This is a genomic window from Variovorax sp. Varisp46, from assembly GCF_059491885.1.
In genome coordinates, this window is record NZ_CP168515.1 from 2,718,882 (window position 1) to 2,739,528 (window position 20,647).

Consider the following 20,647-nt stretch of genomic DNA (forward strand, 5'->3'; position numbering starts at 1 on the left):
CGGAGGTTTCGTCAGGTAGTTGCCGGGGGCAGCGACGCCAGGAGCGCGTACCTGGGGGCGTCGGGCGCGCGCCCGCCGATCGGCTGGCGCACGCCGAAGCGCTCGGCCTCGGTGCCGGCGGGCGCTCCCGACTCGCGGATCCAGTCGTAGGCCACGGTGCGCGCGGCCACCCGCCATTCGCCCGCGCCGCGCCGCTCGAAGCGGTCGATGTAGCGGCCGCACAGGAAGGTCTCGCGCAGCTTGCCCTGCGCGTCGGTGTCGGTCTGGAAGGCCTGGAAGTAGCTCTCCACCGCGGCCTCGGCGCCACGCAGTTCGATCGCGATGTTGCCGATCGTGTGGATCACGCGGCCGCCCTCCTTGAGCTTTGCCAGCGCCCAATCGATGAAGCCGCTGGCGCTGCCGCTGTAGGGGCCGTGGCGATCGGTGGCGTCGGGCCAGTACGACGAGCGCAGCGCGGCCTCGTCGCAGCGGTCGATGCCGCGGCAATAGCGATAGAGGCATGCGCGGATCGCCTCGCGCGCGCTCAGCGCCTCGAGCCGGGCCTCCAGTGCGATCAGGCGTCCTTCAGTCTGCATGCGAATGCTCCTTCGTTTCCGTGCCGCGCAGCACGATCACCGCGTCGAGGCAGGCGGCACCGTCGGTGCGCACCACCAGGGGATTGATGTCGACGCTTTCGAGCTCGTCGGCATGGGCGATGCCGAAGTCGGACAGGCGGCACAGGGCGTCGGCCAGCGCCGCCTCGTCGTAGCGCGGGCCGCCGCGCCAGCCGCGCAGCAGCTGCGTGGAGCGCACGCGCTCGATCAGCGCGGCGGCACGCCCGGGCGTCAACGGCGCGGAGGCGAAGGCCACGTCCTTGAAGAGCTCGACGGCCGTGCCGCCCGAGCCGTACATCACCATCGGCCCGAAGGTCGGGTCGCGGTGGATGCCGAGGATCACCTCGACACCGCCCTGCAGCATCGGCGCGACCAGCACGCCTTCGAGCCGCGCGTCGGGCCGCGCCTTGCGGGCGCGTGCCATCAACTCGTCGTACGCGGCCTCGACCGCCGCCGCGTCCTGCAGGCGCAGCATGACGCCGCCGACCTCGGTCTTGTGGGGAATGTCGGGCGAGACGATCTTCGCAACCACCGGAAAGCCCAGCGTCCGCGCGGCAGCCGCCGCATCGGCGGCGCTGCGGCACAGGCGCTCGGGCAATACCGGCAGGCCCGCATGCGCCAGCGCGCGCTTGGCACCGTCCTCGGTCGACACGTCGCCGCGCAGCGGCTCAGCAGCCGCACACCGCACGGGCTTGTAAAGCGTTTCGCGGCGTGCACGGATATGCGCGAGCGCGGCCAGCGCACGCACCGCGCGCGACGGGTCCTCGAACACCGGAATGCCGTGCTGTTCGAGCGCGCGGTTGACTTCGGGCTTCGACAGCATCACCAGCACCATGAGCCGGTCCGGATGCCGCTGGCGCTGCGCGATCAGTTCCGCCTGCGTCGAGGCGAAGCGCTCCGGCGAAAGGCCCACGTGAGCGAGGTAGGCGAACACCGCGCCGTAGTCCGCGTGGTCCAGCATGACACCCACCGTGCGCGACACGCCGCTGGGCACCGAGGTGACCTGCGCCGTCATGTCCAGCGGATTGCTCGCCACCGCGAACGGCAGCAGGTCGAGCGCGGCACGGCGTGCGGCCTCGGGCAGCGGCGGCAGCGACATGCCGCGCCCACCGGCATCGTCGGCCATCAGCACGCCGATGCCGCCGGAGCCGGTGACGATGCCCATGCCGGCGTTGTGCGGCAGGGCCCGCGCGACCGAGAACGCGTAGGCGATGTCGAGCATCTCCTCGATCGATTCGGGCCGCCATGCGCCGCACTCTGCGAAGATGGTGTCGTAGACCGTGTCGTTGCCGGCCAGCGAACCGGTGTGCGTGGAAGCCGCGGCGGCGCCGACCTCGGTGCGGCCCACTTTCATGATGAGCACGGGCTTGCCGGCAGCCGCGGCCTTCAGCAGCGCGCGCCGCAGGCGCTCGCCGTCGCGGCACGACTCCAGCGCGGCGCAGATGACGCGCGTGTCGGCGTCGTCCACGAGGTAGTCGATGCACTCGGCCACATCGACGTCGCCTTCGTTGCCGGTCGCGATGATCTTACTGAAACCCAGGCCGCGCAGCGAGGCCATGCCGTAGGCCGCGGAGCCGAAGGCGCCGCTTTGCGTGGCCAGCGCGATGGGCCCGGGCACGGGCTTCAGGCCGTTCAGCGCGGTCGAGAAAGTCGAGAAGAAGCGCGTCGGCACGTTGAGCAGGCCGAGCGAGTTCGGCCCCACCATGCGCACGCCGGCATCGCGGCACATCTGCACCAGGCGGTCCTGCAGCGCACGGCCCGCGGCGTCGATTTCGGCAAAGCCGGCGGTCAGCACCTGGATCGCCTTCACGCCCTTGCCGATGCTGTCGCGCACGGCCGCCTCCACGCCGGCCACCGGCACGGCAATGACGGCCTGGTCGACCGGGTGCGGAATGTCGAGCACGCTGGCGAAGGCGGGCAGGCCCTGGATGGTGTCGCCGCTCTTGTTGACCGGGTAGAGCGGCGCCTCGAAGCCGCCTTCGAGCATGAAGCGCAGCGGTCGTCCGCCGATGCGTTCGGGGTCGGACGAAGCGCCGATCAGCGCCACGGAAGAGGGATTGAAAAGCGAATCGAGCGAATGCACCACAAGCTCCTCAATGCAGCACGGCATCGGCGGCGAGCCGGTCGAGCTGGCTGAAACGATCACCCCACCGCTGGCTGCAGGCCAGCGCATGCATGGCGAGCCGCGCCGCCGGCAGCTCGCGCGACATGCCGATGCCGCCGTGCAACTGGATGGCAGTCTCCGCGACCTGGCGGCCTGTGAAGGCGAGGTACAGCTTCACCAGCGCCAGTTCCCGCCGCACCTCGCGCCCCGGCAACGCCGAGCCCATGCCGTCGAGCACCAGCACCTGCTGGCGCACCATGCCGCGCACATTCTCGTAGGCCACGTACATCTCGACCACCTTGTGGCGCAGGGCCTGGAAGGTGGCGAGCGCCACGCCGAACTGCTCGCGCGTGCCGAGGTACTCGATGGTCTGCTCGATCATCGCGCCGATGGCGCCGACCATCTGCGCGCACGACAGCAGCGCGCCGACCGCGTTGGCGTGGTCCACCAGCGGGCGAACCGCGGCGCCGCTCAGCAGCACGGCGGCCTCGGGCAGCGCGAGGCCCTCGACGTCGATGTCGGTGGTGTGGCGTGCATCGATGCCCGTGTAGCTGCGTGCGGCGCCTGCCAGCACAGCGCGCGGCAGCAGCACCAGCGCGTCCTTGCCGTCCAGCGCAACGAGCACCAGCAGGTGCGTCACGGGTTCGGTGAGGTCCGCGCCGCGCAGGCTGCCGTGCAGCACCACGCGTGCGCCTTGCAGGCGCGCGGCAGGGGCCGCGTCGTCGAGCGCCAGCACCGGGCAGACCGAGGCCTCGCCGCTCGCGATGTCGCCCAGCAGCGTTTCGGCGGCGGGGTTGCCGCCGATGCGCGACAGCAGCGTGGGCACCACGGCGCAACGCTCGACCAGTGGCGCGGCCAGCGCGTGGCGTCCGGCCGCCTCGGCGATGGCGGCGATGTCGCCCAGCGAGGCGCCGGCACCACCGCTGGCTTCGGCCACCAGCACGGCCTGCCAGCCCAGGCCCAGGAACTGGCGCCAGGTTGCGCTCGATGCATGGGCATCGGCATCGGCGGTCGTGGTGGCAGCGGCGGCAACGCGCAGCGTCGTGTCGTAGAGGTCGCCGGGGAACATCGGCTCTGCGTGGAATGGCATGGATTCAGGCTCCGAAAAGGTCGCGCGCGATGACGTTCTTCTGAACTTCGCTGGTGCCGCCGGCGATGGTGCGCGAGCGGTAGAAAAGATAGGTGTGCACGAGCTCGCGCTGCAGGTCGACATCCTGCTGCGCGTCGACGCCGGTGGCAGCCACCAGCCGCGCCGCGTGCGCCGGGCCCGCGATGTCGAACGCGATGCCGATGATCTGCTGCGACAGCTCCGAACAGTAGAGCTTCAGCGCCGACGACTTGGAGGCCGCGAGCGTGCCCTGCATCTCCTCCTGGATGGCGCTCAGCAGCATCTCGCGTGCGCCCTTCACGCCGGCCTGCGCGAGATAGAGGCGCTCCAGCAGCACGTGGAAGCTGGGCGAGGCGGCGCTGGCGGCATTGCCGTCGCGCCGTGCCGTCAGCAGCTCTTCGACCTGCTCGGCGAGCCGCGCCAGCCGCGGCACGGTCGCTGGCGACAGGCGTTCGCGGTCGAGCAGGAACTTGGCGCACCTCCAGCCCTCGCCTTCGGCGCCGACCAGGTTCTCGCACGGCACGCGCACGTCGTTGAGGAACACCTCGTTGACGTGGTGCCAGTGGTCGATGGTGGGAATCGGGCGCACCTCGATGCCCGGCGTGTTCATCGGCACCAGCAGCAGCGAGATGCCGGCCTGCTTGCGCCCCTCGTTCGAGGTGCGCACCAGCGTGTACATCATGTCGGCCTCCTGCGCGTGCGAGGTCCAGATCTTCTGGCCGTTGAGCACGTAGTGGTCGCCGTCGCGGCGCGCGGAGGTCTTGAGCGAGGCCAGGTCGGAGCCGGCGCCGGGCTCCGAGTAGCCCTGGCACCACCACTCGCTGCCGTCGAGGATGCGCGGCAGGAAGCGCGCCTTCTGCGCCTCGGTGCCGAAGTGCAGGATCACCGGGCCGATGTGGCCCAGGCCGTGGTGGTACTGCGGCGGGCAATCGGCCTGCGCGGTGATCTCCTCGAACAGGTAGCGCTGCTGCAGGTCCCAGCCGGTGCCGCCGTGGGCCACGGGCCAGTTGGGCGCGGCCCAGCCGCGGGCGAACAGCTTCTCCTGCCAGATGCGGTATTCGTTGCGCGTGATCTTCTGGTTGCTGCGCACGAAGCGCTTGAGTTCTTCCGGGCACTGCTCGGCGGCGAACTGGCGCAGCTCCTCGCGAAACGCGGCGTAGGGATCGGTCTGTGTTGGCGTTGTCATGTGTCGGTGTGCTTTTTTTCGAAGGCGGTCATCGGGTCTTGCTCAGTCGAGCTGGATGCGGCGCTCGCGGATCACCGGCGCCCAGCGGTCGTGCTCGGCGCGCAGGTAGGCCGCGAACTCCGGTTGCGTCATGAGGCGCGGCTCCACGCCGGCGCGCTCGAGGGCCGCGCGCATCTCGGGCGTCTCGAGCACCGCGCGCAGGTCGGCGTAGATGCGTTGCTGCAGCTCGGCGGGCGTCTTGCTCGGCAGGAAGAAACCGAACCAGCCGCCCGCGGCGAAGCCCGCAAGCTGCGGCACGCCCGAGCGCGCGATGGGCACCACCTCGGGCATCCGCGCCACCGGCGCGTCGCTGGCAACGCCGAGCGCCTTGAGCCGGCCTGCGCGCACGTAGGACATCGAGGCGGCCGAATCGAACATGGCCTGCACCTGGCCGCCCAGCAGGTCGTTCAGCGCAGGACCGTTGCCGCGGTAAGGCACGTGCACGATGTCGATGCCCGTCAGCGAGGCCAGCAGCTCGGCGGCGATGTGCGGGCTCGATCCGTTGCCGGAGGACGCAAACACAACCCCCTTGGGATGCGCCTTGGCATAGGCGATCAGCTCGGGCACCGTGTTCACCGGCAGCCTGGCCGACACGAACAGCACGCTCGGCGCGTCGGCCACGATGGTGACCGGCACCAGCGCGGCGGGGTCGTAGGGCAGGTTCTTCATCAGCAGCGGATTGCCGATGTAGCCGAAGGCGGTGAGCAGCAGCGTGTAGCCGTCGCCCGGCGCACGCGCGGCCGCGGCGGTGCCGATGGAGGTGCCTCCCCCGTTGCGGTTGTCGATCACCACCGGCTGGCCCCAGCGCGCCGACAGTGCAGGGGCGACGATGCGTGCGAGGTTGTCGGTCAGCCCGCCGGCCGCGTACGGAACGATCAGTTGCACCGGCTTGTCGGGAAATGCCAGGGCCATGGCCGGCACCGCGGCAAGCGCGCCGCAGCACATCGCGAGAAGGAATCGTTGAAGGACTTGCATCGCTGGATCTCGAAGAAAGTTTACTTAACGGCCGGTAAGTTACGAATCGGGTTTACCCTTCCAGGCGATGCTGCGCGCGTGGGCGCCGCAGCGTCGCCAAGGTTCAGCGCTTTGGTGTCGCGCGCAGGCCGCCGAAGGCCATGTCCAGGTACTGCTCGATCACCTCGCGGGTGCTCAGGCGGCCCTTGGGCGAATGCCAGCGGCAGATGTGGTTGAGCATCGACAGCAGCATGCGTCCCGCGATGGCGGGGTCGACCTTGCGCACCTCCCCCTTGGCGATGGCCTCGGCGATGCAGTCGCGCAAGAGGTGCTCGTATTCGTCGCGCAGGTAGACGGCCCCTGCGCGCGGATCGCCCTCACTGCCGGACCAGAACGCGTTGGAGCCCGCGATCCAGGAATTGCGGCTGCGGTCCAGGAAGTCGGCGGACGACTCCATGAACAGGCGCACCTTGTCCAGCGGACTCTTGCCGCGGGACATCGCCTCGCGCACCGAGTCCACCAGCGCCTGCATCGACTCCAGCACGATGCGCTCGTACAGCGCTTCCTTGTTGGGGAAGTGATAGTAGAGCGCAGCCTTGGTGATCTTGGCTTCGTCGGCGATGTCGCGCAGCGACGTGCCTTCGTAGCCCTTCTTGGCGAAGAGCCGGCAGGCGATTTCGGTCAGCTGCTCCTGGCGCACGTCGGACTTGCGCCTGGAGCCCCGTTCCGGATCTGCCGCCTCGGCGACGTTGGACTGGGTTGCCATGGGCGAAGGTCCTCTTGAAATTCTTGGCGTGGGAGCTTGCGGGGGTAGCGGCTGAACAGCCATGCAATCGGTCCGCAATCGATCAAAAAATAATAGCACGCACCATGTCGGCGCAAGGTCCCGGTGCCGCGCGCCATCAGCGTCCGGTGTAGACGGGCGCGCGCTTCTCGAGGAAGGCGCGCTGCGCTTCCTTCGCGTCTTCCGTCTTCGACAGCGCCACCGTGTTGCCCTGCTCGTAGCGGTAGGCATCGCGCGACGGCATCACCTGCGTCATGCGGGCCGCTTCCTTGGCCAGGCGCAGCGCGATCGGGCTCTTGGAGGCGATCTCGGCGGCGATCTCCATCGCGTAGGGCATGAGTTCGTCGGCCGGCAGGCAGGCTTCCACGAGGCCGAGGCGGTACAGCTCCTGGCCGGTGACCTTCATGCCTGTGTAGAACATGCGCCGCGCGCGCGAGCGGCCGAACACCTCCTGCAGGAAGGTCACGCCGCCGGCCAGGCCGACGTTGATCTCGGGCATCGAGACGAAGGCGTCCTCCGACGCCACCCAGATGTCGGAGGCCATCACGAGGCCGAAGCCCGCGCCCATGGCCGGGCCGTTGATGGCCGCGATGACGGGCTTGGCGCACTCCACCACCGCGTAGTACGACTCGCGCACCAGGCGGTTGTGGCGGCCATAGGCGCCGGGCGTGGCGCCGAGGTTGGGCCGCTCGCGGATGTCCGCGCCGGCCGAGAAAGTCTTGCCACTGCCGGTGAGCACGATGACCGAGACGTCGTCGCGATCGGAAAGCTCGTCGAACACCTGCGTCAGCTCGCTGCGCAGCTCGGCGTTCTGGGCGTTGACGGGAGGGCGATTGAGCGTGAGCACCGCGATCCGGTCCTTGACCTCGAGCAGCAACGTATTGAAAGTCATCATGTCTCCTTGGGTGTCCTTGAAAATATTACCTGTCGCACGGTAAGTTATTTTGGGGCAGACCGCGCTCTTTTGGCAACTGCCGCGGCCCAGGACAGGTCGCGGTCGGGACAGCCGCGCCGAAGCCATCTATGCCAGAGGGGCCGATGCGGGGCCGCATGTGCGCCGCGGAATTCAGGTGCTCATAATGCCGGCGACCACGCCAGAGGTCACCCTCGAACCCGAGGCTCCGCGCCCTCCAGCCGGGCCGGCCGCTCTCCTCTCCTGGCATTTAGGGGACGACATCATGAGCGCACTGCACATGTTTCTACCGGCGTGCGAGCCAGCGCGCAGCGAGATGCTCGCGCAGCTGGTGAAGACGCACCACGTACCCCGCCACCTTGTCAAAGGCATCGTGCCCAGGAGCCACGGCACGCGCGTGGAGACCACTTCGGCCGATACGCCGCAAGGCCAGCAACAGGCGCAGCAAGCGCCGCCGCAGGAATCCGGGGCACCGGCCGCACAGGAGTAATTGCCGCGCAAACCCCCGGCCGTCGGGGATGGGGGAATCTCCTACAGCGCGATGGTGCTGCAACCGATCCGCGCGTCTCCCACGCAGAGCGACACCTCCTCCCTGGGCTCTGCAAGCAAACGCCGGCGCTTTCCCAGAAGTGCCGTCAAGGAGATATTCATGGCAGCCACTTCCATTGCCACCGTGATCTCGTCGGATCGCGTCGAGGGGACGAGTGTCTACAACACATCGGGCGACAAGCTCGGCTCGATCGACGACCTCATGATCGACAAACTCACGGGCCAGGTCCGCTATGCGGTGCTGGAGTTCGGCGGTTTCCTCGGCATCGGCACCGACCGCTATCCCATTCCCTGGAGCATGCTCAAGTACGACACCTCGCAGGACGGCTACGTGGTGCCCCTGGACAAGGCCATGCTCGACAAGGCGCCGCGCTACACCGACGACCAGGTGCCGGACTACGACGACCGGTACAGCGCCACCATCAACAAGTACTACGGCTTCTGACGCGGCGATCGCGGGCCCGCCAGGCGGATCCGCGCGCCGGACGTGATCGGCAGCTTCAGGAACTCCTTCAGCTGCCGCAGCACGATGTCGTTGCGCCGGGCCGACTGGGAGGCCACGCAATCGCGCGGCACCACCACCGAGAGGTCGCGCATTCCTGCCTCGCTCGCCGTCACGAGAACGCACTGGTCGCTCGCCACGCCCGTAAGGATGAGGCGGTCGGCGTCCAGGTGCTGCAGCAGCAGTTCGAGCGGCGTGCCGAAGAACGCGGACTGCTTGGGCTTGAGCAGGAAGTAGTCGTCGGCGTCGGGATTCAACGCATTCGCGATCGCTGCACCGGCGCCGCCCTGCGCCAGCGCCTGGTCCACCAGTGCGCGGAAATCGGAGCGCCAGCGGCCCCGGTTGTCGTTCGCGTAGATCACCGGCACGCCGGCCTTGCGGCACCGCACCTTCAGCGCCGCGATGGGCCGCGCGATCCGCGCAGCGCGCACGAGCAGCTTTTCCGCATCGGGGAAATCCCAGCAACTGATCATGTCGATGATCAGCAGCGCGGTGTGGCCCGCGGCGCTTTCGTCGGCGAGCACGCCTGGAGATGCGGCAGATCGGGAAGGCATGCGGCCATTTTTTCATTTGCAGCACCCGTGTGCGCAGCGGCAGCGCCATTCGCGGCTTCGTCCGACATCGCATGGCGGCGCAGCGCGGCGGGCCCGCGCTTTCGCACGGAAGAACGTCGGCCTTTTCCACCTGCCCTCGACCACGAGCCCGGAGTCTTCCGATGAAAAGTACCGTCAGCGATCTCGTTGTCCAGCGTAGTGCCACGACCGCGAGAGGAGAAGCGGCCGTGCCCACGCGCCTTTCGGTCGCACGCACGCGCGAGGCGCTGCTCGAGCTGAAGAAGGCGACCGACCGATGCCGCGAATGCCCCCTCGGTGCGCGCGCCACGCAGGCCGTGTGCGGCGAGGGCCGGGTTCGCTCGGCCATCATGGTGGTCGGCGAGCAGCCCGGCGACAAGGAGGACGTGCAGGGCCGGCCTTTCGTCGGACCGGCTGGCAAGCTCCTCGACCGGGCGTTGGACGAACTGGGCTGGACGCGCGAAGAACTCTATGTGACCAATGCGGTCAAGCATTTCAAGTACGAGCTGCGCGGCAAGCGGCGCATGCACAAGACGCCGGCCCAGCGCGAGGCCGAAGCCTGCCATCACTGGCTGCAGGACGAGATCGATCTCGTGCGCCCCCCTGCCCTCGTCGCCCTGGGCGCCACGGCAGCGCGCGTACTTCTCGGACGGCAGGTGGCGGTGACGAAGGAGCGCGGCCGCTGGCACGGCGACCCGTCGGGGCGGCCCGTGCTGGTCACCCTGCATCCCTCCGCATTGCTGCGTGGCGACCCCCGGCAGCGCGACGAGGCCTGGCAGGCGTGGCTGAAGGATCTGGGGATTGCGCTGCCGCGCAAGGCGAAGGACTGACACGAGCGATGGGCCGTTTCTCACACGCGCGGCCCGTGAATCCTGCAGATTGAAGACTGCCCAGTTTCGACCCCGAAGGACTTCCATGACTGCCAGCATTCCCGGCTCACCGGGCACACCCGACTCGAGCGATGTCGTCGATCGGCTTCTCACGTTCGCATACCGCGGATGGATCGTTTCCTGCGGCACCCAGCGCATCGATCGCGGCCTCTACAGGCCGGTCGTGTTCTGCCGTCCGGACGATCCGGGAGAAAAGGACACCAGGCTTCCCGCCGACACGGACAACGCCGCTTATGCAAGCGAGGCCGAGGCGCTGCGCCATGGAGAGCAACAGGCCATGCGGTGGGTCCACGACCGCACCGGGGGACAGGGCGAGTTCTGAACGATTCGCCCGGCAACCGCGGCGGCCATTGGCGGCGACTGCCTACATCCGCATGGGGGTGTGGCGTCGTGCGCTCGCGCGAGACGATCCCTACGATGGCCTCGTCCAAGTGTTGCAGGAGGCTCGCATGCAAATACGGCGACATCGAATCCTCATCCACCACCACCGCCCGTTCCACCTCCATGTTCTCGGCACGTTGGCGATATTGGCAGTGCTGCTGACCTCGTCGATGGCAACGCATTCGCAACGCCACGGAATCCTGGTCGCCGCCGACGCGCCGGCCATCGAGGCGCAGGCCGCCGCCGGGCAGCTCGATCCGGCCGACAGCGCCCTGCTGCGCGACATTGCCGAGGCCAATCTGGCGGAGATCGAATCGGGCCAGCTCGCCCTCGAGAGAGCGCAGAGCGACCAGATCCGGCAGTTCGCGCGAACCATGGTCGACAACCACACGCAGGCCATGAAGGAAACTGAACTGTTCGCAAGGGAAAAGAACATCCGGCTGCCTTCGGGTCCGGGCGCACGATACGCCGTCGCCCTCGCCGAACTCAAGGCGCTCAAGGGCGCAGCCTTCGACCGGCAGTACATGTCGCAGTCCGGCTTCGGCCAGCACAAGGCGACCGTCGAGCTGCTGCAGAAGACCCAGTCGACGGCAAAGGACCCGGAGCTGAAGGCCCTGGCCGTGAAGCTGCTCCCGATCGTCCAGAAGCAGCTGCAGTACGCCACCTGAGACGTGGCGGCCTACTGCGCACGCTCGCGCGCAGCCGCCCAGCGCGGATCGGTGTCGCGCCCTTCGTACTCGCGGTCGATTTCGTCGATCAGCTTTTCGGCGTTCTTCGGATCGACCGCCGCGAGGATGGCGTCGATCTTCGCCTCCACCCGGTCGTTGCCCTCCTTCGATTGAGGAGAGCCGACGTACAGGAGAAAGGCCAATCCGCCGATCTGCCATAGCAGCTGCAAGAACTCTGACTGCCAGTTCTCCAGCGTGTCGCGGCCCATCTGCATCGCATAGCCTGCGAACTCGACGGGGTGGCCGAACTGCTTCTGTTCGTCCACGTAGGCAAACCAGCCGAACACCCAATGCCCGAGCAGCGAGACCAGGAAGAAGCCCAGAGTGACCCAGCCATATCCGTAGAGTTTCCAGATGGATTTCTTCACGCTTCTTCCTTCCGGTTGTTGTGTGCCGGGATTTATCGGACCGTGGGAAGACGGGCCGTGAAGGCTGCCATCTGAAGCGCGTGATCGGTCCGTCCTACGCCTCGGGCACACCGACTCCCAGGCGCTGCGCGAGCCGGGCGGCATCGTGCGGGGCATGCACCTTGATGTCGTTGTCGAAATAGCAGAACACGTCGCGCATGCCGCGCCGCGCCGGACGCGGCGAGGCCAGCCTCGCTCCTGCCAGCTGCCGGCCATGGCGCCATGCATCGATGCGCGCGGCCCACTTCGCGAGTGCTTCGTCGCCGTAGCCGCTCGCATAGAGTTCCTTGTCGCCGTGCAGCCGCAGGTAGACGAAATCGGCGGTGATGTCCTCGATCAGCGGCCACCGCCCGGCCGTGTCGGCGACCACGAGCGCGACCTCGTGGCGGCGCAGCATCGCCACGAAGTCGGGCGTGGCGAAGCTCGGATGCCGCACTTCGATCGCGTGCCTGATGCGAAGCCCGCGCGGCGCTTGCAGGAAGCTGCGCCCGTCGACGCGCTCGTCGTGCAATTGCGCAAGCCCCAGTGCCGAGCGACCATCGCGCGGCAGTACCGACAGGAAGGCGTCGATGCGCTCGGCGTCGTAGGCCAGGCGCGGCGGCAGTTGCCACAGCACCGGCCCCAGCTTGGCGCCCAGCGCGAGCACGCCCGAAGCGAAGAAGTTCGCCAAGGCAATCTCCGCGTCCTCCAGACGCATCATGTACGTGATGTAGCGCGAACCCTTGACCGCGAAGAGAAAGTCCTCCGGCGTCTGCTCTCGCCACGCCTCATACGACTCGGGTCTCTGCAAAGAGTAGAAGGAGCCGTTGATCTCGATGGTCGACACCTTCCTCGACGCGAATTCGAGTTCGCGGCGCTGCGCAAGCCCCCGCGGATAGAACTTGCCGCGCCACGGCGCGTATTTCCATCCGGAGATCCCGATGCGTGTTTCGCCTGGCATGGCGCTTCCATACGCCCGGGTACCGGCTGCGCGGCGACGTCCTCAGGGTGCGCTCGCCGCCATGTTGCGGCACTCCTGCGCGCAGCTCCTGCAGGCCGTCGCGCACGCCTGGCATTGATCGTGGTCATGGCTGGCGCATTCGTCGCCGCAGGCACTGCAGACCTCGGCGCACAGCCGGCAGGCGGCTCTGGCGTGCCCGCTGCCTCGGGCCATCAGCGATGCGCAGAGCCTGCACATGGCCTCGCAGTCGGTGTCCAGCGCGATGCACGCGGCCAATGATTTCACGTCCGGTTCGCGCAGGCACGCCGCCGCGCAGCGGCCGCATGCAGTGGCACAGGCATTGCACGCGGCAATGCATCGATCGAAGAGTTCCTGGGTCATCAGAGTCCTTCCTTGCGTTTCGGCAGGAGTTCCGTTGCGGCGCGCAACGGGCGGGGCCCGGGCTCCCGGGGTGCATCGGTCGGCGCGCTTCCTGGTGCACTTCCGGAAATCGGCCATCGCGAGCGCCGGTCGTCCGGGCCAAGCCAAGGTTCGGCCCAGGCGGCGCGCGCCATGTCGGACAGATGCGGACGCGGCGGTCGGCTGCCGTCGAAAAACCGGGCTCGCGGCGTTGCCGGTTGCCGGCCCATTCGCCTGCATCGAAAAAGCGCAGCGCTCCTACATCCCTGCGAGCTGGGCGGATGAAGAACACACCTTTCACCTCGAAAGGAACGCACATGACCGACCCACGCAAAGCGGCGCCGCGCCCGCCGTTTTCCACCCCCGAACAGCAGCCGCCCGGACTCCAGTCCCGCATGGACCCGCCGCCCGACTCCGGCGAGAACTCGTACGTGGGAAGCGGCAAGCTGCAGGGCAAGGCCACCCTGGTCACGGGCGGGGACAGCGGCATTGGGCGCGCCGTCGCACTCGCCTTCGCGCGCGAGGGCGCCGACGTGCTCATCTCCTACCTGGCCGAAGAAGAGGAAGACGCCCGCGTCACCGCCCAATGGGTCGAGCGCGCGGGGCGCAGCTGCGTCTGCGTGGCAGGCGACATCCGCGAGGAAGCGCACTGCCGGCGGCTCGTGGACACGGCCATCGAGCGCTTCGGCAAGCTCGACGTGCTCGTGAACAACGCGGCATTCCAGATGAGCCACAAGTCGCTGGACGAGATCTCCGAGGAAGAGTTCGACCGGACCTTCCGCACCAACGTCTACGCCACTTTCTTCCTCAGCAAGGCAGCGGCCGCGCACATGAAGCCGGGCAGCTCGATCATCAGCACGGCCTCGGTCAACGCCGACAAGCCCAACGCGACCCTCGTGGCCTACGCGGCCACGAAGGGGGCGATCCAGAACATGTCCGGCGGCATGGCGCAACTGCTCGCCGAAAAGGGCATCCGGGTGAACTGCGTGGCGCCCGGTCCGTTCTGGACGCCGCTCATTCCTTCCACGATGCCGCCCGACAAGGTCAGGGAATTCGGCAGCCAGACGCCGCTGAAGCGCCCCGGCCAACCGGCCGAGCTGCAGGCCGTGTACGTGCTTCTCGCCTCGGACCAGGCAAGCTACATCTCAGGCGCCACCATTCCGGTGACGGGCGGGGTGCCCTTCATCTGAGGCGGGACGCGAAGGCCGCCTGCCGGTCTGCCGCATGAGCGCGGCAGTCCAGGGCGGCTCTCCGCATGGCTCCAGCTCAGGCCTTGGCACTGCGCATCTGGTCGCGCAGGGACTTGATCTGGTCGTGGTTGCGCTGGGCACCGTCGGCCTGGCGCTGCACCACGGCACGCACATCCGCCGGGAGTTCCTGCTTGAGCGCCTTGCGATAGCGCGCGACCGCCGCGTCCTCGCCGCGTTCGCATTCCTCCAGCATGGACAGCGGGCTGTCCGCGCCGACCTTGCCCTTCACGTGCACCCAGCCGCGGTGCATCGCGCCGGCGACCGTGCCGCCGTCATCGACTTCGCCTCCGTACTGCCGGATGAGCCCCGCCAGTTCCGATGCAGCGCTGGCGCACTGGCCGGCGCGCTCCCGGAACACCTGCTTCAGTTGCGCCGAGTCGACCTCTTCCGCGCAGGCGCGGAAGCCGTACTCGCCGTCGCGCGTGTTTTCCAGGAGATCGTCGAGCACGTCCACGACCTGGTCGTTGGGAATGACGCTCGTAGTGGTACCGGTGGTTGTGTGGGTGTAGCTGGTCATGAAATCGCTCCATGCAAATGCCGGGCAGCCGCGGCGCCGGCGGGGTTGAAGAAAAGGAAAAATCGCAATGAAGCTTCATCGTGTGCCGCTCGCGTGCGGCCCGTGTCGTCTACACCCGATGGCGGCTGTAAGCCTTCTCCGAGGCGCAGCATCCCGCGGGCGGGAACCGCCGCTTCATGCAACCAGCCTCCCCGCGGAAATGGAGGAGTCGCCCGGATCGAGTTGCGCGAGGATGGCGAACAACTCGTCCACGCGGTGCGCGCAGGTGTGGCGGGCGAGCACCGTGGCAAGGCCGTGCTGCGCCAGCGAATCGGCGAATTCGCGGTCCCCGAGCACGTCGTGCAGGTGTTGGCGCATTGCGGTGCCGTCGTTCGCGACGAGGAAATCGCGGCCCGGCGTGAACAGCCCCTCGGTGTCGTGCCAGGGCGCGCTCACCAGTGGAATGCCGCACGCCAACGCCTCGAACGTGCGGATGGTGGGAACGCCGCGCAGCGCTTCCACGTGGGGCCGGTGCGGCAGGTGCACCGTTACACGGTGGCGCGCGAACACGAGCGGCACCTTGTAGTTGGCGATCCATCCGCCGTACTCGATGCCGGCCCCGCTCAGGCGGTCGAGCGCGGGATCGGGGTAACGCACGCCGTGCACCAGGGCCTTCAGGCCGAGGTCGCGCACCGGTCCGAGCAGGAATTCGTCGATCTCGGCCACGCGCTCGTCGTCGCCCCAGTTGCCGATCCACACCAGGTCGCCGGTGCGTGCCACCTCGGGGCGTGGATGAAAACGCCGCACGTCCGCGGCCTCGTGCCACGTCCACGCCTCGCGTGTCCAACCCTTGCTGCGGTACAGGTCGCGAATCACATCGCCGAAGGCCAGCGCGCCGTCGTAATGGGCGAGGTCGTAGGCGGCCATGGATCTTTCGTCCGTCACCGCGCGGTGATGCGTGTCGTGGAACAGCAGGCGGTAGCGGCCGCCGTCGCGCCGGTGCAGGCCGATGCGGCGCACCAGCGCAGGCTCATTCCATTCGTGCACGAGGACGACGTCCGCACCGTCGAGCACGGCATCGAGGTCGAGCGTCGCGCGATCGTACGGCGTGCTTCGCAGTTCGGGGTAGGCGCGCGCGAAGCCTTCCACGGGCCTGCGGCCGTGTCCGGCCTCGAGGTTGGCTCGGCTCCAGCCGCGGCGCGGTTCGTACACGGCCACTTCGTGGCCTCGCGCGACAAGCTCGCTGCAGATGCCGCGCAAGAAGTGAGCATTGCCATGGTTCCAATCGGAAACGAGTGAATGGCAGAACATCACGAAGTGCATGAAATCTCCCTGTTTTGCTGTTTTGCTGTTGGACGGCAAGGTGGAAGCAACGGGATCGGCGACCCCGGGCCTCAGTGCCTGCGCCTCGCCACGAGATAGCCCGCCGCGGCGGCCAGTGCCAGGGCGCCTCCCGCCGCGACGATGCCCGCTGCCAGCCCCGGCATCTCCGGGCGGGGCGGCGTGCGCTGCGCGGTGGCGCGCGCCGGTGCGGGCGCCGCGGACACCGGCATCGACTTCGACACGCTCACCGACACCGGATCGCTCGCCGGGAACGACTCTTCGATGCCGTGGTCGATCGCGTCCTCGTGCGGCATCTCGGTCACGGCCCGGGCAGGGGGCGTCCCGCCGCTGTGCGCGGGTGGAGCGGAGTGATCCTCCGACGTGGGGAAACGGAAGGCGCGGTCCTCGTCCGGGGTGCTGCTGGAAGTGGGGGTGCTCATGGAAGGACTCCTGGATATGGTTCGGCTTCGGATCAGATTGCCGGTCTATCCAAGCGCCGCACCGCCGCGTGTGGGAGCCCGGGGTCAGCGCCTGTAGGAGCGGCGGACTAGGGCCGGCCACACGGGCGCGGCGGGGAAAAAAGCCCGGCCGGTATGGGTGCGCTCCGACGCGAAGACGGGATTCCGGGACGCGGTGGCCGTCGCTTCCGGACGACGCCTCCACGGGGCCGGCGCAACCAGCATCGGGGCCCCAGGAGGAATACGCCCATGGACCGACTCTTCGCTTCGTTCGCCAACCACGTCGCGCGCATCGCGGGGAGCCCGACGACCTTCCTGCTCTGCGTCGCGGTGGTGGTGGTGTGGGCCGCCACGGGGCCCATGTTCGGCTTCTCGGAGACCTGGCAGCTGATCATCAATACCGGTACGACGATCGTGACGTTCCTGATGGTGTTCCTGATCCAGAACACCCAGAACCGCGACGGCCTGGCGCTGCAGACCAAGCTCGACGAACTCATCCGCTCGTCCGACGCGCAGGACGAATTCATGGGCATCGAGAAGCTCACCGACAAGGAACTGGTCGTGCTGCACCAGAAGTGCGAGGCGGCTGCGAGACAGAGCCAGGCCACGCTGGAGCGCGCGCTCGCCGAACGCCGCAGGCGCGGCCATGCGGGCGTGCCCGAAGGCGAGCGCGAGGAGGTGGCCGATGGCCGGAATCGCGGCATGGGCGAACCTTGAATTCGAGCGGCCGAGACCGAATAATGGGCCGCAGGCGCCGCCCCTGCCGCCCCTATCCGTATCCGCCGCGTTCCTTGTTCATTCATCCCTTTCGAGGAGATCGTCTTGACAATGAAGATCGCGCAGATTGCGCCACTGTACGAAGCCGTTCCACCCAGGTTTTATGGCGGCACCGAAAGAGTCGTCGCGCACCTTGCCAATGCGCTGGCGGACCTCGGCCATGAGGTCACGCTGTTCGCCTGTGCCGACGCGCGCAGCCGCGCGAAGGTGGTGCCGATGCGCGCCCAGGCACTGCGGCTGGACCCCGCGCCACTGAAGTCGGACCTGGCCAGCCACCTGACCATGCTCCACGAGGTTCGGCGCCGCGCCGGCGAGTTCGACGTGCTTCATTTCCACGTCGACCTGGTGCACTTCCCGTTCTTCGAGGACATGGCCGAGCGCACGCTGACCACGCTGCACGGGCGGCTCGACATCGCCGACCTGCCCGAGGCCTACATGCGCTGGAACAGGTATCCGCTGGCATCGATCTCGCGCCACCAGCGCCGCCCCCTGCCCTTCGCCAACTGGCTCGCGAACGTGCCGCACGGGATCGATGAATCGGCCTACGCGTTCGGACAGGGCACGGGCGGCTACCTGGCGTTCCTCGGCCGCATCTCGCCCGAGAAACGGCCGGACCGCGCCATCTCGATCGCCAGGAAGGCGGGCCTGCCGCTGCGCATCGCCGCCAAGGTGGACCCCGCCGATCGGCACTATTTCGAGCAGGAGATCCGCCGCCTGCTCGACGACCCGCTGGTCGATTTCATCGGCGAGATCGGCGACGAGGACAAGGCGGCCTTCCTCGGCGGCGCGCGCGCGCTGCTGTTTCCCATCGACTGGCCGGAGCCCTTCGGGCTCGTGATGATCGAAGCCATGGCCTGCGGCACGCCGGTGATCGGCTGGCGCTGCGGATCGGTGCCCGAGATCGTCGAGGACGGCGTGAGCGGTGTGATCGTCGAGAGCGAGGCGCAGGCCGTCGCGGCGGTGCACGAGATCGACCGGCTCGACCGCCGCCTCGTGCGGCAGGCCTTCGACAGCCGCTTCTCCGCGCGCGCCATGGCCAAGGCCTACCTGGAGCTCTATGCGCGCCTCGTGGGCGGCGGCAGCCCCCTGCCGGAGAAGCAGCCGCCGCTGCCGGTTCTCCAGAAAGCGGCCTGAGACATGAGCACCGATGCAGAAACCACCGCCGCCGACCAGGCCGAGCCGGCCACGGAGCGCGCCGTGCAGCAGGCCTTCGTCCTGAAGGAAGGCGACACCTATTTCGTGATGGACGCGCTGGGCGACGTGGGCGGCGGCGTCGACGGACTGTTCCACAACGACACGCGCATGCTCTCGACCTTCGCGCTGAGCCTCGACGCGCAGCGGCCATCGCTGCTTTCCAGCGGCGTGAGCCAGGACAACGTGTTCTTCATCGCGAACCTCACGAACCATCCGCTGCCCGTGCTCGGCTCGACGTCGATGCCGCAGGGCGTGATCCACCTGGAGCGCAAGCGCTTCCTGTGGAACGCCCGCCTCTTCGAACGCATCCGCCTCGTGAACTACGGCGAGCAGGCGGCCCACGTGCCGCTGGGCCTGCGCTTCGGCGCCGACTTCCGCGACATGTTCGAGGTGCGCGGGCAGCGCCGCGCCCGGCGTGGCGACTTCGACGCCCCCGAAGTGCGCCCCGACGGCGCGACGCTTCGCTATCGCGGGCTCGACACCCTCCTGCGCAGCGCCTGCATCGATTTCTCCATGACCCCGCGCAGCATGGACGCCGGCAGCGCCGAATTCGATGTGCGGCTCGCCGCGCACGGCGAATGGACCTTGCATGTCGAAGTGGGCGAGCAGCCCGCGCGGCCGACTCCGCAGCGATTTCGCGAAGCCTGCACGCTCGCGCGGTGGCGCATGCGCGCGCGGCAGCGCAGGGGCGCCCGCCTGCAGAGTTCGGGGCGCCTGTTCCAGGCATGGCTGGAGCGCTCGCGCGCAGACCTGGCGCTGCTGACCACCGATTTGCCCACCGGGCCCTATCCGTACGCCGGCATCCCCTGGTTCTCCACGCCTTTCGGGCGCGACGCGATCGTGACCTCGTTCCAGACGCTGTGGATCGATCCGCGGCTGGCCGAGGGCGTGCTCACCTTCCTGTCGGCGAGACAGGCGCGCCAGACCTCCACCTTCCGCGACTCCGAGCCGGGGAAGATCATGCACGAGACCCGCAAGGGCGAAATGGCCGCCGTGGACGAGCTGCCCTTCGGCGAGTACTACGGCGGCGTCGACACCACGCCGCTGTTCGTGGCGCTCGCGGGCGCCTATGCGCGGCGCACCGGCGACCACGCCGCCATCGCGCGCATCTGGCCCTCGCTGTGCGCCGCCTGCGACTGGATGGAGCGCAACATGTCGCGCCACCCCGAGGGGCTGCTGGCCTACCAGCGCGGCGAGGCCAGCGGCCTCGTCAACCAGGGCTGGAAGGACAGCCACGATTCGATCTTCCACGCCGACGGGCGCACGCCCATGGGGCCCATTGCGCTGGTCGAGGTGCAGGGCTACGCGTACGACGCGTTCCTTGCGATGTCGACGATGGCCGAATGGCGCGGCGACGCGGCCGCGGGGCGCTGGCGCCGGCGCGCCGAGGCGGTGCTCGAGGCGGTCGAGAGATGCTTCTGGCTCGAGGACCAGCAGTTCTATGCACTGGCCGTCGACGGCCTGGGGCTGCCCTGCCGCGTCCGCGCCTCCAACGCCGGCCATCTGCTGTTCTTCGGCCTGCCGGACCAGGACCGTGCCGCGGCGGTGGGGCGGCAACTGATGTCGTCCTCGTTCACCTCCGGATGGGGCGTTCGCACGCTGCCCACGGAGGCCGTGCGCTTCAATCCCATGTCCTACCACAACGGCTCGGTGTGGCCGCACGACACCGCCCTGTGCGCGGCGGGCCTGGCGCGGTACGGCGAGCGCGAGGGCGTGATGCGCATCCTCGACGAGCTCTTCGAATCCGCCGCGCATTTCGGCATGCGCCTGCCGGAACTCTTCTGCGGCTTCGACCGCCAGCCCGGCCAGGCCCCCGTGGCCTACCCGGTCGCATGCCTGCCGCAGGCATGGGCAGCGGGTTCGGCGTTCATGCTGGTCCAGGCCTGCCTGGGCGTGGAGATCGACGGCATCCGCAACAAGGTGCGCATCGTGCAGCCGCGCCTGCCGGCGAACATCGAGCAGCTGCGCGTGGAACGGCTGAAGGTCGGCCAGGGCCTTGTGGACCTGAGGTTCCAGCGCATCGGCAACCGCATCGTGGTTTCGGCGGAATCGCCGCCGCGCGGCCCGCACGTGGAGGTGGAGCTTTGCCTCTGACGCCCG

The 20,647-nt window shown here is 68.7% G+C and carries 23 protein-coding genes; 9 read left to right on the plus strand and 14 right to left on the minus strand.

Going from position 1 to position 20,647, the window contains the following annotated elements; all coding sequences use genetic code 11:
* Positions 1–11: 11 nt before the first annotated feature.
* From ACEN9N_RS12915 to ACEN9N_RS12945, 7 genes are all read right to left on the minus strand, one after another.
* Positions 12–575: a nuclear transport factor 2 family protein gene (locus tag ACEN9N_RS12915; RefSeq protein WP_495656209.1), complete on the minus strand. Its 564-nt coding sequence runs from the start codon at positions 573–575 to the stop codon at positions 12–14.
* The gene (locus ACEN9N_RS12920; protein ID WP_495656210.1) at positions 565–2,676 is read right to left on the minus strand and encodes an acetate--CoA ligase family protein; all 2,112 of its coding nucleotides are present in this window, start codon (positions 2,674–2,676) and stop codon (positions 565–567) included. The genes ACEN9N_RS12915 and ACEN9N_RS12920 overlap by 11 nt, the downstream gene beginning before the upstream one ends.
* A gap of 10 nt (positions 2,677–2,686) precedes the next feature.
* On the minus strand, positions 2,687–3,787 hold the full coding sequence (locus ACEN9N_RS12925) for an acyl-CoA dehydrogenase family protein (protein ID WP_495656211.1): 1,101 nt from the start codon (positions 3,785–3,787) through the stop codon (positions 2,687–2,689).
* 4 nt (positions 3,788–3,791) lie between these two features.
* The gene (locus tag ACEN9N_RS12930) at positions 3,792–4,991 is read right to left on the minus strand and encodes an acyl-CoA dehydrogenase family protein (protein WP_495656212.1); all 1,200 of its coding nucleotides are present in this window, start codon (positions 4,989–4,991) and stop codon (positions 3,792–3,794) included.
* Between the two features lie 42 nt (positions 4,992–5,033).
* Entirely contained in the window at positions 5,034–6,005 is a 972-nt protein-coding gene (locus ACEN9N_RS12935) for a Bug family tripartite tricarboxylate transporter substrate binding protein (RefSeq protein WP_478179271.1), read from the minus strand.
* A gap of 103 nt (positions 6,006–6,108) precedes the next feature.
* On the minus strand, positions 6,109–6,750 hold the full coding sequence (locus ACEN9N_RS12940; protein ID WP_007832976.1) for a TetR/AcrR family transcriptional regulator: 642 nt from the start codon (positions 6,748–6,750) through the stop codon (positions 6,109–6,111).
* Between the two features lie 136 nt (positions 6,751–6,886).
* On the minus strand, positions 6,887–7,660 hold the full coding sequence (locus ACEN9N_RS12945; protein WP_007832974.1) for an enoyl-CoA hydratase/isomerase family protein: 774 nt from the start codon (positions 7,658–7,660) through the stop codon (positions 6,887–6,889).
* A 286-nt stretch (positions 7,661–7,946) separates the two neighbouring features.
* On the opposite strand from ACEN9N_RS12945, the gene ACEN9N_RS12950 reads away from it, so the two are divergent.
* Both ACEN9N_RS12950 and ACEN9N_RS12955 read left to right on the plus strand, forming a co-directional pair.
* Positions 7,947–8,171, plus strand: coding sequence for a hypothetical protein (locus ACEN9N_RS12950; RefSeq protein ID WP_495656213.1), 225 nt, complete (start codon positions 7,947–7,949; stop codon positions 8,169–8,171).
* 159 nt (positions 8,172–8,330) lie between these two features.
* On the plus strand, positions 8,331–8,675 hold the full coding sequence (locus ACEN9N_RS12955) for a PRC-barrel domain-containing protein (RefSeq protein WP_413312689.1): 345 nt from the start codon (positions 8,331–8,333) through the stop codon (positions 8,673–8,675).
* Here the strand turns inward: ACEN9N_RS12955 and ACEN9N_RS12960 are convergent.
* Entirely contained in the window at positions 8,663–9,286 is a 624-nt protein-coding gene (locus ACEN9N_RS12960; protein ID WP_495656214.1) for a cysteine hydrolase family protein, read from the minus strand. The two genes, ACEN9N_RS12955 and ACEN9N_RS12960, sit on opposite strands and share 13 nt — an antisense overlap.
* A gap of 227 nt (positions 9,287–9,513) precedes the next feature.
* On the opposite strand from ACEN9N_RS12960, the gene ACEN9N_RS12965 reads away from it, so the two are divergent.
* The 3 genes from ACEN9N_RS12965 (at position 9,514) to ACEN9N_RS12975 (ending at position 11,243) form a co-directional block, all read left to right on the plus strand.
* Complete coding sequence (locus tag ACEN9N_RS12965; RefSeq protein ID WP_495656215.1) at positions 9,514–10,134, plus strand: UdgX family uracil-DNA binding protein; 621 nt, start codon at positions 9,514–9,516, stop codon at positions 10,132–10,134.
* A gap of 85 nt (positions 10,135–10,219) precedes the next feature.
* Entirely contained in the window at positions 10,220–10,516 is a 297-nt protein-coding gene (locus tag ACEN9N_RS12970) for a hypothetical protein (protein ID WP_413312686.1), read from the plus strand.
* A 127-nt stretch (positions 10,517–10,643) separates the two neighbouring features.
* On the plus strand, positions 10,644–11,243 hold the full coding sequence (locus ACEN9N_RS12975) for a DUF4142 domain-containing protein (protein ID WP_495656216.1): 600 nt from the start codon (positions 10,644–10,646) through the stop codon (positions 11,241–11,243).
* 11 nt (positions 11,244–11,254) lie between these two features.
* Here the strand turns inward: ACEN9N_RS12975 and ACEN9N_RS12980 are convergent, their stop codons facing one another.
* The 3 genes from ACEN9N_RS12980 to ACEN9N_RS12990 form a co-directional block, all read right to left on the minus strand.
* Positions 11,255–11,671: a DUF6766 family protein gene (locus ACEN9N_RS12980; protein ID WP_413749053.1), complete on the minus strand. Its 417-nt coding sequence runs from the start codon at positions 11,669–11,671 to the stop codon at positions 11,255–11,257.
* Between the two features lie 94 nt (positions 11,672–11,765).
* Positions 11,766–12,650: a DUF72 domain-containing protein gene (locus ACEN9N_RS12985; RefSeq protein ID WP_495656217.1), complete on the minus strand. Its 885-nt coding sequence runs from the start codon at positions 12,648–12,650 to the stop codon at positions 11,766–11,768.
* A gap of 42 nt (positions 12,651–12,692) precedes the next feature.
* Positions 12,693–13,031 carry a four-helix bundle copper-binding protein gene (locus ACEN9N_RS12990; RefSeq protein WP_495656218.1) on the minus strand — a complete coding sequence of 113 codons (339 nt, stop codon included), beginning with the start codon at positions 13,029–13,031 and terminating at the stop codon, positions 12,693–12,695.
* A 335-nt stretch (positions 13,032–13,366) separates the two neighbouring features.
* Here ACEN9N_RS12990 and ACEN9N_RS12995 point away from each other — a divergent pair, with 335 nt between their 5' ends.
* Positions 13,367–14,239 carry an SDR family oxidoreductase gene (locus ACEN9N_RS12995; RefSeq protein WP_495656219.1) on the plus strand — a complete coding sequence of 291 codons (873 nt, stop codon included), beginning with the start codon at positions 13,367–13,369 and terminating at the stop codon, positions 14,237–14,239.
* A 76-nt stretch (positions 14,240–14,315) separates the two neighbouring features.
* Here the strand turns inward: ACEN9N_RS12995 and ACEN9N_RS13000 are convergent, their stop codons facing one another.
* From ACEN9N_RS13000 to ACEN9N_RS13010, 3 genes are all read right to left on the minus strand, one after another.
* Positions 14,316–14,816, minus strand: a complete 501-nt coding sequence (locus ACEN9N_RS13000; RefSeq protein ID WP_413312678.1) for a ferritin-like domain-containing protein — start codon at positions 14,814–14,816, stop codon at positions 14,316–14,318.
* A gap of 174 nt (positions 14,817–14,990) precedes the next feature.
* Positions 14,991–16,007 carry a CgeB family protein gene (locus ACEN9N_RS13005; protein WP_495656220.1) on the minus strand — a complete coding sequence of 339 codons (1,017 nt, stop codon included), beginning with the start codon at positions 16,005–16,007 and terminating at the stop codon, positions 14,991–14,993.
* A gap of 182 nt (positions 16,008–16,189) precedes the next feature.
* Positions 16,190–16,432 carry a hypothetical protein gene (locus ACEN9N_RS13010; protein ID WP_495656221.1) on the minus strand — a complete coding sequence of 81 codons (243 nt, stop codon included), beginning with the start codon at positions 16,430–16,432 and terminating at the stop codon, positions 16,190–16,192.
* Positions 16,433–16,825: 393 nt separating this feature from the next.
* Between ACEN9N_RS13010 and ACEN9N_RS13015 the strand changes: the two genes are divergently transcribed.
* From ACEN9N_RS13015 to ACEN9N_RS13025, 3 genes are all read left to right on the plus strand, one after another.
* Positions 16,826–17,293 (plus strand): low affinity iron permease family protein, encoded by a 468-nt coding sequence (locus ACEN9N_RS13015; RefSeq protein ID WP_413312674.1) that lies wholly within the window; start codon positions 16,826–16,828, stop codon positions 17,291–17,293.
* 111 nt (positions 17,294–17,404) lie between these two features.
* Complete coding sequence (locus ACEN9N_RS13020; protein ID WP_495656379.1) at positions 17,405–18,487, plus strand: glycosyltransferase family 4 protein; 1,083 nt, start codon at positions 17,405–17,407, stop codon at positions 18,485–18,487.
* A gap of 3 nt (positions 18,488–18,490) precedes the next feature.
* Positions 18,491–20,641, plus strand: a complete 2,151-nt coding sequence (locus ACEN9N_RS13025; RefSeq protein ID WP_495656222.1) for an amylo-alpha-1,6-glucosidase — start codon at positions 18,491–18,493, stop codon at positions 20,639–20,641.
* Positions 20,642–20,647 lie beyond the last annotated feature (6 nt).

What these genes read in the sequence shown, in the direction of transcription:
- ACEN9N_RS12915 (WP_495656209.1), bottom strand. Translation starts at nt 575, where the DNA reads ATGCAGACTGAAGGACGCCTGATCGCACTGGAGGCCCGGCTCGAGGCG.
- ACEN9N_RS12925 (WP_495656211.1), bottom strand. Translation starts at nt 3,787, where the DNA reads ATGCCATTCCACGCAGAGCCGATGTTCCCCGGCGACCTCTACGACACG.
- ACEN9N_RS12930 (WP_495656212.1), bottom strand. Translation starts at nt 4,991, where the DNA reads ATGACAACGCCAACACAGACCGATCCCTACGCCGCGTTTCGCGAGGAG.
- ACEN9N_RS12935 (WP_478179271.1), bottom strand. Translation starts at nt 6,005, where the DNA reads ATGCAAGTCCTTCAACGATTCCTTCTCGCGATGTGCTGCGGCGCGCTT.
- ACEN9N_RS12940 (WP_007832976.1), bottom strand. Translation starts at nt 6,750, where the DNA reads ATGGCAACCCAGTCCAACGTCGCCGAGGCGGCAGATCCGGAACGGGGC.
- ACEN9N_RS12945 (WP_007832974.1), bottom strand. Translation starts at nt 7,660, where the DNA reads ATGACTTTCAATACGTTGCTGCTCGAGGTCAAGGACCGGATCGCGGTG.
- ACEN9N_RS12950 (WP_495656213.1), top strand. Translation starts at nt 7,947, where the DNA reads ATGAGCGCACTGCACATGTTTCTACCGGCGTGCGAGCCAGCGCGCAGC.
- ACEN9N_RS12955 (WP_413312689.1), top strand. Translation starts at nt 8,331, where the DNA reads ATGGCAGCCACTTCCATTGCCACCGTGATCTCGTCGGATCGCGTCGAG.
- ACEN9N_RS12960 (WP_495656214.1), bottom strand. Translation starts at nt 9,286, where the DNA reads ATGCCTTCCCGATCTGCCGCATCTCCAGGCGTGCTCGCCGACGAAAGC.
- ACEN9N_RS12970 (WP_413312686.1), top strand. Translation starts at nt 10,220, where the DNA reads ATGACTGCCAGCATTCCCGGCTCACCGGGCACACCCGACTCGAGCGAT.
- ACEN9N_RS12975 (WP_495656216.1), top strand. Translation starts at nt 10,644, where the DNA reads ATGCAAATACGGCGACATCGAATCCTCATCCACCACCACCGCCCGTTC.
- ACEN9N_RS12985 (WP_495656217.1), bottom strand. Translation starts at nt 12,650, where the DNA reads ATGCCAGGCGAAACACGCATCGGGATCTCCGGATGGAAATACGCGCCG.
- ACEN9N_RS12990 (WP_495656218.1), bottom strand. Translation starts at nt 13,031, where the DNA reads ATGACCCAGGAACTCTTCGATCGATGCATTGCCGCGTGCAATGCCTGT.
- ACEN9N_RS12995 (WP_495656219.1), top strand. Translation starts at nt 13,367, where the DNA reads ATGACCGACCCACGCAAAGCGGCGCCGCGCCCGCCGTTTTCCACCCCC.
- ACEN9N_RS13000 (WP_413312678.1), bottom strand. Translation starts at nt 14,816, where the DNA reads ATGACCAGCTACACCCACACAACCACCGGTACCACTACGAGCGTCATT.
- ACEN9N_RS13010 (WP_495656221.1), bottom strand. Translation starts at nt 16,432, where the DNA reads ATGCCGCACGAGGACGCGATCGACCACGGCATCGAAGAGTCGTTCCCG.
- ACEN9N_RS13015 (WP_413312674.1), top strand. Translation starts at nt 16,826, where the DNA reads ATGGACCGACTCTTCGCTTCGTTCGCCAACCACGTCGCGCGCATCGCG.
- ACEN9N_RS13020 (WP_495656379.1), top strand. Translation starts at nt 17,405, where the DNA reads ATGAAGATCGCGCAGATTGCGCCACTGTACGAAGCCGTTCCACCCAGG.
- ACEN9N_RS13025 (WP_495656222.1), top strand. Translation starts at nt 18,491, where the DNA reads ATGAGCACCGATGCAGAAACCACCGCCGCCGACCAGGCCGAGCCGGCC.